Annotated in this window: 17 protein-coding genes; 13 read left to right on the top strand and 4 right to left on the bottom strand. The window is 57.6% G+C overall.

Annotated elements, in window-relative coordinates:
• Positions 1–6: 6 nt before the first annotated feature.
• Genes FIV08_RS05270 through mmsB form a run of 3 tightly spaced genes read left to right on the top strand, consistent with a single transcriptional unit; the run spans position 7 to position 2,816 of the window.
• Positions 7–786 (top strand): enoyl-CoA hydratase, encoded by a 780-nt coding sequence (locus tag FIV08_RS05270; RefSeq protein ID WP_152437581.1) that lies wholly within the window; start codon positions 7–9, stop codon positions 784–786.
• Positions 787–800: 14 nt separating this feature from the next.
• Positions 801–1,886, top strand: a complete 1,086-nt coding sequence (locus FIV08_RS05275; protein WP_152437582.1) for an enoyl-CoA hydratase/isomerase family protein — start codon at positions 801–803, stop codon at positions 1,884–1,886.
• A 42-nt stretch (positions 1,887–1,928) separates the two neighbouring features.
• Positions 1,929–2,816: a 3-hydroxyisobutyrate dehydrogenase gene (gene mmsB, locus FIV08_RS05280; protein ID WP_152437583.1), complete on the top strand. Its 888-nt coding sequence runs from the start codon at positions 1,929–1,931 to the stop codon at positions 2,814–2,816.
• A gap of 38 nt (positions 2,817–2,854) precedes the next feature.
• Here the strand turns inward: mmsB and FIV08_RS05285 are convergent, their stop codons facing one another.
• From FIV08_RS05285 to FIV08_RS05295, 3 genes are all read right to left on the bottom strand, one after another.
• Positions 2,855–4,186, bottom strand: coding sequence for an acyltransferase family protein (locus FIV08_RS05285; RefSeq protein WP_152437584.1), 1,332 nt, complete (start codon positions 4,184–4,186; stop codon positions 2,855–2,857).
• Between the two features lie 7 nt (positions 4,187–4,193).
• Positions 4,194–4,898, bottom strand: coding sequence for an SGNH/GDSL hydrolase family protein (locus FIV08_RS05290; protein ID WP_152437585.1), 705 nt, complete (start codon positions 4,896–4,898; stop codon positions 4,194–4,196).
• Between the two features lie 79 nt (positions 4,899–4,977).
• Entirely contained in the window at positions 4,978–6,003 is a 1,026-nt protein-coding gene (locus tag FIV08_RS05295; RefSeq protein ID WP_152437586.1) for a DUF2235 domain-containing protein, read from the bottom strand.
• A 195-nt stretch (positions 6,004–6,198) separates the two neighbouring features.
• Between FIV08_RS05295 and FIV08_RS05300 the strand changes: the two genes are divergently transcribed.
• The 10 genes from FIV08_RS05300 to FIV08_RS05345 all read left to right on the top strand — a co-directional run bounded on the left by FIV08_RS05300 (position 6,199) and on the right by FIV08_RS05345 (position 14,589).
• The gene (locus FIV08_RS05300) at positions 6,199–6,486 is read left to right on the top strand and encodes a DUF4258 domain-containing protein (protein WP_072677781.1); all 288 of its coding nucleotides are present in this window, start codon (positions 6,199–6,201) and stop codon (positions 6,484–6,486) included.
• Positions 6,473–6,775: a CopG family antitoxin gene (locus FIV08_RS05305; RefSeq protein ID WP_072677780.1), complete on the top strand. Its 303-nt coding sequence runs from the start codon at positions 6,473–6,475 to the stop codon at positions 6,773–6,775. Before FIV08_RS05300 ends, FIV08_RS05305 begins: the two co-directional genes overlap by 14 nt.
• 67 nt (positions 6,776–6,842) lie before the next feature.
• Positions 6,843–7,427, top strand: a complete 585-nt coding sequence (locus FIV08_RS05310) for a DJ-1/PfpI family protein (protein ID WP_152437587.1) — start codon at positions 6,843–6,845, stop codon at positions 7,425–7,427.
• Between the two features lie 204 nt (positions 7,428–7,631).
• Positions 7,632–9,281, top strand: a complete 1,650-nt coding sequence (locus FIV08_RS05315) for an AMP-binding protein (protein ID WP_152437588.1) — start codon at positions 7,632–7,634, stop codon at positions 9,279–9,281.
• Entirely contained in the window at positions 9,278–9,694 is a 417-nt protein-coding gene (locus FIV08_RS05320) for a PaaI family thioesterase (RefSeq protein WP_152437589.1), read from the top strand. Before FIV08_RS05315 ends, FIV08_RS05320 begins: the two co-directional genes overlap by 4 nt.
• 88 nt (positions 9,695–9,782) lie before the next feature.
• Positions 9,783–10,586: an ABC transporter ATP-binding protein gene (locus FIV08_RS05325; protein WP_152437590.1), complete on the top strand. Its 804-nt coding sequence runs from the start codon at positions 9,783–9,785 to the stop codon at positions 10,584–10,586.
• The gene (locus tag FIV08_RS05330) at positions 10,583–11,305 is read left to right on the top strand and encodes an ABC transporter ATP-binding protein (protein WP_152437591.1); all 723 of its coding nucleotides are present in this window, start codon (positions 10,583–10,585) and stop codon (positions 11,303–11,305) included. Before FIV08_RS05325 ends, FIV08_RS05330 begins: the two co-directional genes overlap by 4 nt.
• Positions 11,306–11,384: 79 nt before the next feature.
• Complete coding sequence (locus FIV08_RS05335; protein ID WP_152437592.1) at positions 11,385–12,596, top strand: ABC transporter substrate-binding protein; 1,212 nt, start codon at positions 11,385–11,387, stop codon at positions 12,594–12,596.
• 107 nt (positions 12,597–12,703) lie between these two features.
• A complete protein-coding gene (locus tag FIV08_RS05340; RefSeq protein ID WP_058092356.1) occupies positions 12,704–13,591 on the top strand; it encodes a branched-chain amino acid ABC transporter permease in 888 nt (295 codons plus the stop codon).
• Positions 13,592–13,593: 2 nt separating this feature from the next.
• Positions 13,594–14,589 carry a branched-chain amino acid ABC transporter permease gene (locus FIV08_RS05345; protein WP_152437593.1) on the top strand — a complete coding sequence of 332 codons (996 nt, stop codon included), beginning with the start codon at positions 13,594–13,596 and terminating at the stop codon, positions 14,587–14,589.
• Between the two features lie 112 nt (positions 14,590–14,701).
• On the opposite strand, the gene FIV08_RS05350 is transcribed toward FIV08_RS05345, so the two are convergent.
• Positions 14,702–15,523, bottom strand: coding sequence for a YciI family protein (locus tag FIV08_RS05350; protein ID WP_152437594.1), 822 nt, complete (start codon positions 15,521–15,523; stop codon positions 14,702–14,704).
• Between the last annotated feature and the right edge of the window lie 57 nt (positions 15,524–15,580).

Raw genomic sequence — 15,580 nt, forward strand, 5'->3', positions numbered from 1 at the left:
CCGATCATGAGTGACCTGATTCAACTTGAGAAACGCGACCACATTGCCATCCTGACCATCGCCAATCCACCTGCCAACACCTGGACGGCGGATTCCCTGGCAGCGCTGGCGAAACTGGTGGAAGAACTCAACCAGGACCGCAACATCTTTGCCCTGGTGGTTAACGGACAGGGCGAAAAGTTCTTCTCCGCCGGGGCGGACCTGAAAACCTTCGCCGACGGTGACCGCGCACGGGCCAACGACATGGCTCAGCGATTTGGAGAAGCCTTCGCCGCGCTCACCGCTTTCCGGGGTGTTTCTATAGCAGCGATCAACGGCTATGCCATGGGTGGTGGCCTGGAGTGCGCGTTGTCCTGCGATATCCGCATTGCCGAGGAGCACGCCCAGATGGCCCTGCCGGAAGCCAGCGTTGGCCTCTTGCCCTGTGCTGGCGGCACCCAGAACCTGCCCTGGCTGGTGGGTGAAGGCTGGGCCAAGCGCATGATCCTGTGCGGCGAGCGCGTAGATGCCCAAAAAGCCCTGCAGATTGGCCTGGTGGAAGAAGTTGTGCCCTCCGGTGAGGGGCTGGCAGCCGCCCTGAAGCTGGCGGAAGGTGCCTGCAAGCAGAGCCCGTCTTCCATTGCCCGCTGCAAACAGCTGGTGATGAGTGCCCGGGATGGTCGCAGCCACAGCGATGGCTGGCGGATGGAACGGGAACTGTTCGTAGAACTGTTCCACACCGAAGACCAGAAAGAAGGTGTGAACGCTTTCCTCGAGAAGCGCAAACCGGCTTGGAAGAACCAATAACCGTTGAGACTGCTATGAGCGAGCAACCCATTATTTTTGAAGAGTGGACAACCAGCGGTGATGAGCTGATTGCCGTGGCGCGGCTGAACACACCGCGCAACCTCAACTCGTTGTCGATGGAGATGATCCGCCTGCTCAAACCCCAACTGACCCGCTGGGCGGAAGACCAACGGGTTTGCGCGGTCTGGCTGGAGGCCGAAGGCGACAAGGCCTTCTGCGCCGGTGGCGACATAGTGTCTTTGTACCGCAGCATGACCGAGCCGGGAAAACTCGACGAGGGCGACCAGTTCTTCACCGAAGAATACGAGCTGGACTACCAGATTCACACCTTCCCGAAACCGATCATTTGCTGGGGGCACGGCATAGTGATGGGCGGCGGCATCGGCCTGATGGTGGGCGCTTCCCACCGGGTGGTTACCGAGCATTCCAAGCTGGCCATGCCGGAAGTGAGTATCGGCCTTTACCCGGACATCGGCGCCGGCTGGTTCCTCAATCGTATGCCCGGGCGAACCGGCCTGTTCCTGGGCCTGACCGGCGCCCGGATGAATGCTGCCGACGCGTTGTTCACCGGCATGGCGGACCGGTTCGTGAAGCAGGAACTTAAAGCGCAGGTGGTCGACACTCTGGTTGCGGCCGACTGGCAGGGTTCCAATAGCCACGCCGTGGTCAGTCAGGTACTGCGCAGATACGAGCAGCAAAGCCAGGACGCTGCGTTGGAGTCACCGGTGCGGCAGCATTATGACGAGATCCAGCAAGCCACCGATGCCGATTCCCTCGAACAGGTGGTTATTCGCCTGCAGGAACTCGGCAGCCGCAACGACTGGCTGGGCAAATCTGTGAAAGGCCTGGCCGCGGCCAGCCCGACATCCCTGGCGCTGCATTGGCAGCATTACCACCGCAGCCGTTTGCAAAGTCTGGCCCAGGTACTGGACAACGAACTGGTCATGGCCAAGCAATGCCTGAGAAAAGGCGAGTTTGCCGAGGGCATCCGCGCCCTGCTGATTGATAAAGACATGCAACCCCGCTGGCGCTACGCCGCACTGGGGGAAATCGACAACAGCTGGGTAGATGAGTTTTTCAGCCAGGAAGCCGAGGGCTAACCACTGCCCCTTGGTTTCACTACAACAACAAGGAGAAGCAACATGGCGAAGATTACCTTTATCGGTCTGGGCAACATGGGCGCGCCCATGGCCTCTAACCTGCTTAAGGCCGGGCATGACGTGACTGTATTCGATCTGTCACAGCCCGCCGTTGAGGCGCTGGTGGCCGAAGGCGCCAGCACCGCCGATTCCGGCAAGGCCGCCGCCGAAGGGGCAGAGTGCATCATCACCATGCTGCCGGCCGGCAAACATGTAGAAGCGGTGTACCTGGGCGACGACGGCCTACTCTCGGCCTTGCCGGAAGGCACCCTGGTGATTGATTCCTCCACCATTGCCCCGGAGACTGCCCGCGCAGTGGCGGAAGCCGCTGCAGCGCGGCGCCTCGCGTTCATCGATGCCCCGGTGTCCGGCGGCGTAGGCGGTGCCAAAGCCGGCACCCTCACCTTCATCTGCGGCGGCGAGGAAGACACCTTCAACCGCGCCAAACCTGTCCTGGAAGGCATGGGTAAAAATATCTTCCACGCCGGCCCTCACGGTGCCGGGCAGGTGGCCAAGATCTGCAACAACATGATGCTGGCCATCCTGATGGCAGGTACCAGCGAGGCCCTGGCACTGGGCGCCAAGAACGGCCTGGACCCTGCGGTGCTGTCGGAAATCATGAAGCAAAGCTCTGGCGGCAACTGGGCGCTGAACGTGTACAACCCCTGGCCGGGGGTGATGGAGGGCGCGCCGGCATCGCGGGAGTACCAGGGTGGTTTCCTGGTGAACCTGATGACCAAAGACCTGGGCCTGGCGTTTGATAACGCGGTGAAGAACCAGGCGTCTATCCCCATGGGCTCGCTGGCACGCAACCTGTTCCAGCTGCATGCGGGGCAGGGTAATGGGGAACTGGACTTTTCCAGCATCCTCCGGCTCTACAAGGCGGACTGAGAGGTTCAGCTTTGTAAGTCGGCGCTGTAAAGATCAGGTTATCGTCCTGGCTGGGGATGCACCCGCAACAGCCAGGACGCAGCTGCAACTCCGAGCAGACCAATCAGGGCGCCCGGCAATGCGCCCAGGGCAAGGCTTACGACCAGCCCAGCCATCAGTGAGAAGCCGCCGGCTAGGATGATTCTTGGGCTGGAGGTTGTCACAACCCCTCGCTTGCGCCGCATTTCAAAAGCCACCACCAGCGCGATCACCGGCACCACCATCAGGCTGCAGAGAACAATCCACCACAAGCGCCCCATCCAGAACCCGGGTTCACCGGGTAACCCTGCGTCTACAGGCAACCCGAAACGATCACCCAGCCAGGCGGCTGGCAGTTCTGCCAGTTTGTGCCAGAGGTACAGCGGCATGCTCAAGGCACTGAGCATGGTCACAGTACCGCTGATTCTGCGCCGGTCCAGTAGCCAGCGCCCCGGCCGTTCGAAGAACAACACCGCGCCAACCTGAAGCCACATCACGCCCACCAGGGCCAGGGTGGGGGGCAACATGTTGCTGTCACCATGAAAATCCCGGCCCACCATGCCGATGGGATAACCACTGGCCAGCGCGGCCACCAGCCAGACTGCGCCCAGAACCAGGAAAAACAGGCCTATCCACACACCTTTGAATCGGCCTCGCTTCCAGGCGATGCCCAACTGCTGTGGCAACAGCCACACCAGAACCGCATTGATCCACCCGATGCCATCTGCCGAATCCGTTACCCGTTGGCCAAGGCGCAGAATATCTACGGGTGAGCCGGGCATGGCCCGCACAACATCCACCACCGCGGCAGCCAGAACCAGGCCAACGACTGCCCCCAGGCCCCAGCGCCTGTCGGCTTCCACGCTCAGGGGCAACAGCGCCTGCACGGCCAGAAGCATGATCAGAAACCATAAATGTATAGTGAGCGACTGGTTAAACGGCCCCAATACACGGCCGCCGGTGTAGAGTGAAAGCAGGGCAATCAGTGTAATGGCGGCAAGATACGTCACCGTAGGCCGTGCCAGAGCCAGAGCTCGCCCTGCCCACCAATGCATCTGCCGGTGCCCCTGAGCCATCCGGTGTGCCACACCATCGGCACTGACGGTGGCAGATACAAACACGAACAGAGGCACCACCTGTACAAACCAGGTGATAAACCCTGATGGCTCCCAGATCTTTAGCAGGTGTTCTGTTTGAATTTCCAGGCCACCATCAAATCTGGGCAGGGTGGCAATCCAGTGCCCGAATACCACCACCAGCAAGGCACCGGCACGCAGGGCATCCAGGTACAGGTCCCGCTCGGAAGGTGACTTGGTGTGTTTGTCGGATGACGGCGAAGGTTGTTTTGCCATGAAACTCCTAAGGAAGGGCTGCCAGGGCTTCCGCGATGTAACGGTAGCCTTTCGCGCCGGGATGATAGCCGTCACTGGCCAGCAATTCCGGGTCTGAAATCACAGGGTAGTGAGCGTACGAGAATCGCGCTGGCGCCTCGCTGGCGAGTTTCTTGAACAGGTTATCCAACAACCGCGCCCGCCACCCGATGACGTGCCGCAACGGCGCGGGCAGGGCGGTAAACAGATGCATGGGCGGAACACTCAGCAGCACCAGCGGCGCCGGGTAACGTGTACCGAGTAAATCCCGTAACTCCAGTAACTGCTGGCGGAAACGATACCTTGGGGTAAACCCGGTGGTGTCGTTCACCCCCATGCTCAGGATCACCAGGTCTGCCTCGGGTAATTCGGCCTTTGCAAGCGCCTTGTTCAACGCACCCAGGCGAATACCGTTCACCCCAAAGGTGTGCCAGGCAATGGTCTGGCCGGTACGCTCATGGATCTGCTTTGCCAACTGGCTGGCTAGCCCTTGCTCATGTTTTTCAACGCCCACTCCGGCGGCTGTGGATTCTCCGATCACCAGAACGCGCCTAGCGGGTTCGCCTTCGCCATACTGGCCAGATGGCGAACCGGAGGCCTCCGGCAGCCGAGGAGTGGTTCGCCGGGTGCGCTTACCCTGGTACAGCAACACAGGAAACAGCAGGGCCGTTGTTAGCCAGAATGGAAGATGCATTGTGTAGATCTCAGGTTCAATAAATCAGTGTTTGGCAATGGATAACCTGGCCAGACTAGCACGAAACCGAACCTGCGAATTACCCTCCCCACAATGGCGGCCATTGCCCGTGAGCTTTGATGTACTGCTCAATCGGCTCGCTGCGGTAGCCGCTGGCGTAGCGTTTCTTGACGCTGGGGTGGACGTAGGTCAGGTTGGCCTCAGGTACGGGAATGGTGCGAACCAGTTTGCCCAGCAGCCGGTACTTGCCCTTGTATTCGTTATGTTGCTCTGCCGTTGCGTGGGTTTGGGAGGGCAGATTGTTGTTAAACAGGAGCTTCTGCTTCTTCGCCTCGTCTGCCATCCAGAGTAGCGGAATGTCCGCCAGAACCTGATTCGCCTTATCCGGTCCGTAGCCGCCACCCACATCTGAGTGCACCCCGGCAAACCACACCTGCTGAATGTCTGTGCCTTCCCTCGGCTCCCACAGCGTCGGTTCAAAATCCTCACGCTGCTCGTCCAGAGACAACGCATGCCGGGCGGTTGCGATGTTGCTGCCAATCTCCCTGTCGTAGAACAGGTCTTTGTCTTTAATCAGCCCGAAAAACGTAAACGGCAGCCCCAGGGCACCCACGGTATCCCACACACCCACAAATTTGATGGGAGTGCGCAGCTCCACCGAATGGGCTTTCTTCCACACCATGGCATGTTCGCCATTGGCGGGGTGCTTTTTGGTTTTGTACAGCTTGAACGCGTTTTCAATCTGATTGGCGTGAACCTTCTTCAGAATGCTGCAGTTATTGATCATGCCGCACAGGCTGCGAGCCGTGTAGGCACCGCGACTGAAACCAAACAGAAAAATCTCATCACCCGGCTCGTAGTTGTGAACCAGAAACCGGTAGCCATCCATCACATTCTTCTCCAGCCCTTTGCCTGTGGCACCGGCCCGAAGCTGATCGTGATAGGAGCCAATGCCCCAATCGTAGAACACCACCTGCTCCACGCCCTGGTCATCCGTGGGCCGAATAGCTCGGGCAAACTGCAGAACATTGGTGGGAAAATCTTCGCCGATGTTTTCTTCCGGTCGGTTCCAGGTACCGTCAAAGCAAATGGCGATGCGTTTCATGGTAATGACCTCCTGTCATGCCCACACCTTGCTGCCATACACCAGAGCCAAAACTCCGGCAGGCAAGTACCGCCTGGCTGTTGTGAATGAGTAACTCTGGTAATTAAAGCCGATGGGGGCGGGATATACGAATGTGTTCGTACGAGTCATTGTCGATAAGATGCCAATAGGCACACATTCTGCTAAGCTCGGCCCATGAAGCAAATTAACTGGAATGCTGAAAAGAACCAGCAGTTGATGAGCGAGCGCGGAGTTTCCTTTGAGGATGTCCTGTTTGCTCTTCAGTCTGGTGCTTTACTTGATGATGGACCTCACCCCAACAGGGACAAGTATCCGAATCAACGCCTGCTTGTGGTTCGGATTGACGATTACGCCTGGCTGGTGCCGTACGTCGAGAATGATAGAGAGATCTTTCTCAAAACGGTTATCCCCAGCCGCAAGGCCACCAAGACATTTCTAGGGGGAGAGTATGGCCAAGACTAAATTAGATCCCGAAGAGCAAGAGCTACTGGAGGCTTACGAATCCGGGGAGTTCGAGTCAGACCTGGATGCCGATCGTCGGGAGTACCTGACGAAGTCAGCCGAAGAAACTTTCAAGAAAGACAAGCGGATAAATATACGCATCTCCAGTCGCGACCTGGAGGCACTACAACGTCGAGCGTTGGAAGAAGGGCTTCCTTATCAGTCTCTCGTTTCTAGTGTCCTGCACAAGTATGTCTCCGGCGGCCTCAAGGACATCTCTGCTAACAAGTCAGGCCAGCGGACGCGCTAAAGCGCGCCGCTGCCTTCTGCGGAATGCACCATCCAACATCGGCCGCTTTGTATTTTTGGAAAACCAAGTGAATATTGGCATTTATATCTACCCTGAAGCTGAAGTTCTGGACTTTTCCGGACCATTCGAGGTTTTCTCAACGGCGTCGCGCCTGTGTGGGGCGGAAGCGCCGTTTTCGGTGTATTTGATTGCTGAGAACAGCGAAGCAGTGCCGGCCCGCGGTGGCTACAAAGTCCTTCCAGATTATTCAATCAAAGATCACCCGCCGCTGGATGTCCTGATTATTTCTGGCGGTGTTCATACCTCAGAAATGAAAAATAAGACGGTGGCCAACTGGATTGAGCGCCAAGCTGAGTCTGTCGAGCTTATGGCTACCGTTTGTACTGGCGTCTTTCTATTGGCCAATGCCGTTCAGTCCTTGTCATGCAAGGTGACGACGCACTGGGAAGACATTCCGGAGCTCAGAAGATTGTTCGGTCAACTCGATGTGCTTGAGGGTGTCCGGTGGGTTGATGAGGGCAGTATCGTAAGTTCTGGTGGCATATCCGCAGGTATTGATATGAGCCTGCATCTGGTGAGCAGGTTGCACAGTGATGAATTGGCGGAGAAGACAGCGCGTCAAATGGAGTTCACATGGACGAAAAACGTATAACGCAAACCATAGTCTCAGCAATGTGTGCCTGGTGGTAATGCGGATAGTACCTGAGATCGCCCCTTCTAACCCTCCCAAATAATGACCGCTTCCGATGTTATGCGGCTCTCTTTTAGCCAAAAGTTTACCTTTACGTAAAGTGAAGGCTGTGCTACACCTGATTGAAGTTTGTACAACCAACAACGACAACAAACGGAGTGTACGATGAGCCTTCCGCAATACAATGACGTGTACAACCATTTTGATGCGGCCGCACTGGAAGCGGATATCCTGGACGGACGCTTGGAGAGTGGCCTGAACGTATGCCACGAAATTTGTGACCGATGGGCCGTTGACCCGCAAAAGGTTGCGCTCTATTACGAAAAAACCGGCGGCGGTGACGGAACCCTGACCTTCGCTGAGCTTAAAGCCGCGTCTGCACGTTTCGCCAACTACCTGAAGTCTATTGGTGTCACCAAAGGTGACCGGGTAGCCGGCCTTTTGCCCAGGGGGCCGGAGCTGTTGATTGTGATTGCCGGAACCCTTCGCCTGGGCGCGGTGTACAAGCCGCTATTCACCGCCTTTGGTTCCGGCGCTATCGAGTATCGCCTGGAGAAGGCGAGCACCCGGCTGGTGGTGACCGATCCAGACAACTACCCGAAGCTGAAAGAAGTCAAAAATTGCCCGCCGGTACTGTGCCTGAATGCGGCGGCTACCGGTGCGGATGTGCACGATTTTGATGCGGTGTTGGCGGAACAGTCGGATCAGTGCGAGCCGGCGATGATCACTGGCAACGATCCGTTCTTGCAGATGTTTACCTCCGGTACCGTTGGTAAGGCTAAAGGCGTGGCCGTGCCCGCCAAGGCGTTGCTGGCATTCTACGTTTACATGAAATACGCCATCGATCTGCGCGAAGACGATGTGTTCTGGAATGTGGCAGACCCCGGTTGGGCCTATGGCCTCTATTACGCAGTCACCGGCCCGCTGCTGATGGGCCACGCCACCCATTTCAATCCCAATCCGTTCACCCCGGAATCCACCTACGAGATGATCCGCAAGTACCGGATCACCAACCTCGCAGCGGCGCCGACGGCCTATCGCCTGCTCAAGGCGAACGATCAGGTTCTGCCGGAAGGGGAGAATCTTGGCCTGAGGGTGTGCAGCAGCGCCGGCGAGCCCCTGAATCCGGAGGTGGTGAACTGGATTGCCCGTCGTCACTTCTGCCCGGTGAAAGACCATTACGGCCAGACCGAAACCGGTATGACCTGTTGCAACTTCCACGGCCTGGACCACCCGATTCGCCAGGGCTCCATGGGGTTCTCATCGCCAGGCCACAGAGTAGTGGCGTTGAACGAAAAAAATGAAGAGGTGGGAGAGGGCGAAATCGGCCAGTTGGCAGTGGATCTCAAGGCGTCGCCGCTGTTCCATTTTGATGGCTACACCTGGGGCGAGAAAGACCCGTTCGTGAACGGCTACTACCTGACCGGCGACATGGTGATCTGCCATGGCGATGGCAGTTTCTCCTTCAGCGGCCGTGACGACGACATTATCACCACAGCAGGTTACCGCGTAGGGCCAGCGGATGTTGAAAGTACCCTGCTGGAGCATGCGGCAGTGGCCGAATCCGGTGTGGTGGCCAAGCCGGATGAAAAGCGCGGCTCGATCATCAAGGCCTATGTGGTTATCAAATCTGGTCAGGAGCCGGCGGACGACGCCGTGCTCAAAGAAGAGCTGCAGGAACTGGTCCGTCACCGCTTGTCTACCCACGCCTACCCGCGGGAAATCGAGTTTGTGGACGAGTTGCCGAAAACACCCAGCGGCAAGATCCAACGCTTTGTGTTGCGCAACCGGGCAAAAGAGGAAGTCGCTGTATGAAGATTACCTTTGAGGAGCTGCGCTATTTCCTTGAAGAGCAGTTTCCGCAGGGGGCCTCATACGGCACCCTGCAGGAACTGGGTGATGGCTGGGCAGAAATGAAGCTGGAGGTAGATGAAGAACACCTGCGCCCGGGTGGAACAGTGGCCGGCCCCGCCATGATGGGGCTGGCCGATGTTGCCATGTATGCCGCGTTGCTCAGCAAGATTGGCTTGGTGCCGCTGGCGGTGACCACCAACCTGAACATCAACTTCCTCAGGAAGCCGGTGGCTCATGCGCCTATCTGGGCCAGGGCGACCATTCTAAAGGTGGGGCGAACCATCGGTGTGGGTGAAGTGTTTGTGTATTCCGAAGGCTCCGAAGAGCCGGTTGCGCACTCCACCATGACCTATTCCATACCGCCGGAAAAATAACCAAGTTTGTTCTTGACGTTTACGTATACGTCAATCTAATCTGTGGGTTGATTGTTAAATACAACAATAACAAAAGGTGAAGTGGCTCATGAGTGAACAGTACGTTCTCGAGACCCGTAACCTGGTCAAGGAATTCAAAGGATTTGTAGCGGTTGATAACGTAAATCTGCAGGTCCGGCAGGGTGATATCCATGCACTGATCGGGCCCAATGGCGCGGGCAAGACCACGGTCTTTAACCTGCTGACTAAATTCCTGAGCCCGACCAGAGGCCAGATCCTCTACCACGGTGAAGACATCACCTCCCTGAAGTCTGCGGCTATTGCCCGTAAGGGTATCGTTCGGTCTTTCCAGATATCGGCGGTGTTTCCCCATATGACGGCGCTGGAGAATATCCGCATTGCGCTGCAAACCGCAGAGGGCACGTCTTTCAGCTTCTGGAAATCCGGCGCCTCCCTGAACCGGCTGAACCAGCGCTGCATGGAATTGCTCGATTCCGTCGGCCTTGTCGAGTTTGCCAATACCACCACCGTAGAACTGGCCTATGGCCGCAAGCGCGCGCTGGAGCTGGCCACCACCCTGGCGATGGAGCCCAAACTGCTGTTGCTGGACGAACCAACCCAGGGCATGGGATCGGAAGACGTAGACCGGGTAGTGGAGCTAGTGCGCAAGGCCGCCGCAGGGCGCACCGTTCTGATGGTGGAGCACAACCTGAGTGTGGTCAGCAAACTGTGCGACCGCATCACGGTACTGGCCCAAGGCGCGGTGCTGACTGAAGGGGATTATCAAGCGGTCTCTGCAGACCCGAGGGTGCGTGAAGTTTACATGGGCAGCGATGGCAGCGGAGAACGCGGTGGCAAGAATCCCGCCGAACAGGCGGAGGCAGCACAATGAGCCAGAACCCTCAGAAAGACTACGAACAGTTGCGCGTGTCTGGCCTGCACGCCTTTTACGGTGAATCTCACATTCTCCATGGCGTTGACCTGGTGGTTAAGCGTGGCGAGCTGGTTACCCTGCTTGGCCGAAACGGCGCCGGCCGCAGCACCACCCTTAAGGCCATTATGAATATGGTGGGCCGCCGCACCGGCTCCATCATGATTAACGGCGAAGAAACCATGCAGTGCGCGCCGCATCACATTGCGAGGTTGGGAGTGGGGTATTGCCCCGAACACCGGGGCATTTTTTCCTCTCTCAACGTTCAGGAAAACCTCACTTTGCCGCCGGTGGTGCGCAGTGGCGGTATGAGCCTGGAAGAAATCTACAACATGTTCCCAAACCTGTATGAACGTCGGTTCAGCCAGGGCACCAAGCTGTCCGGTGGTGAGCAGCAGATGCTGGCGATGGCCCGTATCCTGCGCACCGGCGCCAATATGCTCCTGCTCGATGAGATCACGGAAGGGCTTGCACCCGTGATTGTCGAGAAGCTGGGTGAGGTGCTGATGGCGCTCAAAGAAAAAGGCCTGACCATCATACTGGTTGAACAGAATTTCCACTTTGCAGCCCCGTTGGCTGACCGGCATTACGTGGTTGAGCATGGGCAGATTGTGGAAGAAATCCACGCCGATGAACTGAGTGCCAAACAATCGGTGCTGGACGGCTATTTGGGGGTCTGAACTCCGGATAGAACGAGTGCAACAAAACCAATAACTCCAACAACATCAACCAACGCAAGACAGTAGCGGAGATACAATAATGACAATTACCAAAAAGCTTCTGACCTCAGCCGTTGCCTCAGCCCTGATGGTGAGTGGCGCGCAGGCGGCCATTTCTGATAATACCGTGAAGATCGGCTACCTGGCCGACATGTCTGGTACCTATCGTGACCTGGCTGGCCCCAATGGCCTCAAGGCCCTGCAGATGGCCATCAAGGATTTCGGTGGCACTGTGAACGGCGCCAAGATCGAAGTCGTCAGTGCTGATGATCGTAATAATCCCGATGCTTCTTCCAGTACCGTTCGCCGCTGGGTGGAAAACGACAAGGTAGACATGGTTGCGGGGCTGGTGGCTTCGTCTGTCACCATCGCAGTCAGCAAGATCCTTGAGGAGAATGACCGGCTGGGCATTGTTTCCGGTTCTGCTGCCTCAAGCATCACCAATGAGCACTGCACCACCAACCACATTCACTATGTGTATGACACCTATCCGCTGGCCAACGGCACCGCCAGTGCAGTGGTTAAAGAGGGTGGCAAGAGCTGGTACCTGATGACCGCAGACTACGCGTTTGGTCACGCCCTGGAGGCAGACGTTACCCGCGTAGTGGAGGCCAACGGAGGTGAGATCGTCGGCTCTGTACGCCATCCGTTCCCGACCCAGGATTTCTCCTCCTTCGTGCTGCAGGCTCAGGCTTCTGGTGCGGATGTCGTTGGCCTGGCCAACGCCGGTTCAGACACCACCAACGCCATCACCACCGCCAGTGAGTTCGGTGTTACCCAGGCGGGTCAGACCCTGGCCGCCTTGCTGCTGTTCCTGACCGACGTACACGCACTGGGTGTTGATACAGCCCAGGGTATCCAGCTCACCACCGGGTGGTACTGGGACATGAACGATGCCACCCGGGAGTGGTCAGACCGCTTCATGAAAGAAACCGGTGTGCGGCCCACCATGGTGCACGCGGGTATCTACTCCAGCACCCTGCATTACCTGAATGCGGTTGCCGCGGCTGGCTCGGACGATGCCCAAACCGTTCGCAAGCAGATGATGGACACACCCATCAACGACATGTTCGCCACCAATGGTCGTATCCGTGCCGACGGCCGGATGGTGCACGACATGTATCTGGCCGAGGTGAAAACGCCGGCGGAGTCCAAGAACGAATGGGATCTGTACAAGATCCTGCGGACCATTCCGGCCGATGAAGCCTACCGCCCACTCTCTGAGAGCAAGTGCAAACTGGTGACTAACTGAGGCTGAGCAAAGCTGAGGCACGCCCTGCAAAGGGCAGGGCGTGCCCGGCGTGTCACTGAGCCGACAAGCTCAATACCAATGTACGTGCTGCTTGTGGAGTTAAACCCATGACCATGATTTTCGGCGTCCCTCTTGCTGTGCTCTCCGGTCAGCTTTTGATCGGGTTCATCAATGGCGCCTTTTATGCCCTGTTAAGCCTGGGCCTTGCCATCATCTTCGGCCTGTTGAAGATCATCAACTTCGCCCACGGTGCCATGTATATGCTGGGTGCCCTGTTGACGGTGGTTATGTTCAACACCCTGGGCGTCAACTATTGGGTCGCCCTGTTTATGGCGCCGCTATTGGTCGGCGTGTTCGGGGTGCTGATTGAATATTTCCTGCTGCGGCGAATTGCCGGGCAGGATCACATATACAGCCTGCTGCTCACATTCGGGGTGGCGCTGATTATTCAGGGCGTGCTCACCAATATCTACGGTGTGTCTGGCCTGCGCTATGCCATGCCCGATATGTTCAAGGGCGGCATTAAACTGGACTTTATGTTCCTGCCTTATTACCGGGCCTGGGTGATTGTGGTGGCGCTGCTGGTGTGTTTTGGCACCTGGTTCATGATTGAAAAAACCAAGCTGGGGGCATACTTGCGGGCCGGCACGGAAGATTCCCAGCTCATGCAGGGCTTTGGCATCAACGTGCCCCTGCTGGTCAGTCTCACTTACGGCTTTGGTGTGGCGCTGGCGGCTTTTGCCGGTGTGCTTGCCGCACCCATCTACTCCGTCACGCCCGGAATGGGCGCCAATACGCTGATCGTGGTGTTTGCCGTAGTGGTGATTGGCGGTATGGGCTCCATTGGCGGGGCGATTATCACCGGCATTCTGATGGGCGTGATTGAAGGTCTCACCAAAACCTTTTACCCACCCGCGTCGTCTGCCGTTATTTTCCTGGTCATGGTGGTGGTGTTGATGTTCCGACCCTCCGGCCTGTTCGGTAAGGAAGCATAATCATGAGCCAATCCTTTAATCCCGCCGATGTGCGAAAGGCGATCATCGACCAGCAAAAGGCCCAGGATCGCCGGAAGATGCTCCTCAACGGCGTACTGCTGCTCTTGCTGCTGGCAGCGCCTTTCGCGATGTACCCGGTCTTCCTGATGAAGATCCTGTGCTTCGCACTCTTTGCGGTGGCCTTTAACCTGCTGTTCGGTTTTACCGGGCTGCTGTCCTTTGGCCATGCCGCGTTTCTCGCCACCGGCGGCTATACCACCGGTTACCTGCTCAGCAACTACTCGGGCCTGACCACAGAAGTGGGCATTATTGCAGGCACCCTGGTGGCAACCGCTCTGGGCCTTGCGTTCGCCTTGTTGTCCATTCGCCGGCAGGGTATTTACTTTGCCATGGTCACCCTGGCCCTGGCCCAGTTGGTCTATTTCTTCTTCGTGCAGTCGGAATTTACCGGCGGCGAAGACGGCATGCACGGCATCCCCCGGGGCCACCTGTTTGGGCTGATTGACCTGTCGGAAAACCTGAACATGTACTACTTCGTGCTGGCCGTGTTCATCGGTTGCTACCTGCTGGTCCAACGCATTGTCAGCAGCCCCTATGGCCAGGTGCTCAAGGCCATCAAGCAGAACGAACCCCGCGCGGTGTCACTTGGCTACAACGTGGATCGCTACAAAGTGCTGGCATTCGTGATTTCGGCGGCACTGGCGGGCCTGGCAGGTTCCATGAAATCGGTGGTGTTCCAGCTGGCTTCGCTCAACGACGCCCACTGGCATATGTCCGGTGAGGTCATCCTGATGACACTGGTCGGCGGCATGGGAACCTTGCTCGGCCCGGTGGTGGGCGCCACCTTTGTGGTCAACATTGAATACCAGTTGTCCCAGGGGCCTCTGCGGGATTGGGTGAACCCGATCCTTGGCGGCATCTTCGTACTGACCGTACTGGCGTTCCGCAGCGGGATCGTCGGCGAAATCCAGAAATTCCTGAAAAAGAACCTTGGGTGAACCCGGCCCGGACAACATTCATCAAACACACCGGGCTACAGGAGGTGTGGGGGCATTACCCCCTCACCTCGTCCTGCCGGGTAGCGCACATGCCTACTAGAACAGCGGGGGGCTACTGACACTGCTCCAGTTCGGCACTGATCATCCACTGAACACCAAAACGGTCCTTCACCATTCCAAACCGGTGCGCCCAGAACGTCTCTTCAAATGGCATGATTGTTGAGCCTCCCTCGGACAGCGCCTGGAAAACCTGCTCTGCCTGTGCCGCATCAGCGTAATCCAGGTGAACCTGGGTGCCCTGGGGTGCTTGATAGCAGTCGCCTGCCATATCCGCCCCCATCAATCGGCGCCCCCTCAGGTTCAGGGATGAGTGAACAATGCGGTCGTGCATCGCTTCGGGCACATCCGCCTTTGCCGGTGTTTCGCCATAGGTAATCATGGCTTCCAGATGGCCGGCGGTTACCTCAGCATAGAATTCCATCGCCTCCCGGCAATTGCCGCCAAAGGCCACATGCACGTTCATTTCGCGGGGCAAATTTCCCATGGAGCGGTGTTTCTCAAGGGCTGCGCCTGGCTCAAAGTCTTCCAGGGTGAAGTAACGGCGTAATTCCAGGGTCACGTTGCCATCTGAATCTTCCCGGGGCCACTGTTTTGCCCAGGCGATGGCGTCTTCCAGGGAATCTGCCTCAAGCACGCTGTAGCCAGCGAGCAGTTCGTGGGTGTGCTCAAAGGGGCCGCGTACCACTGTTGGTTCACCATTACGGAACTGTATGCGGCATCCTTCGCGGGTTGGCCGTAAGCCATTGCCATCAACGAACACCCCGGCGTGCAGCATGCGTTCGTTGTAGTCAGCCATCGCCTGCAGGATCTCTTCGGTCGGCAATACGGCGTTTTCAGTGTCTGTATCGGCCTTGCGCATCAGCATGTATCTCATACCAGCTTTCTCCAGTGATTGTGGGTTGTCTTCACTGGTAAGTCGGGCGAGGCTGAT

The sequence above is a fragment of the Marinobacter sp. THAF197a genome, from assembly GCF_009363275.1.
GTDB lineage: Bacteria > Pseudomonadota > Gammaproteobacteria > Pseudomonadales > Oleiphilaceae > Marinobacter.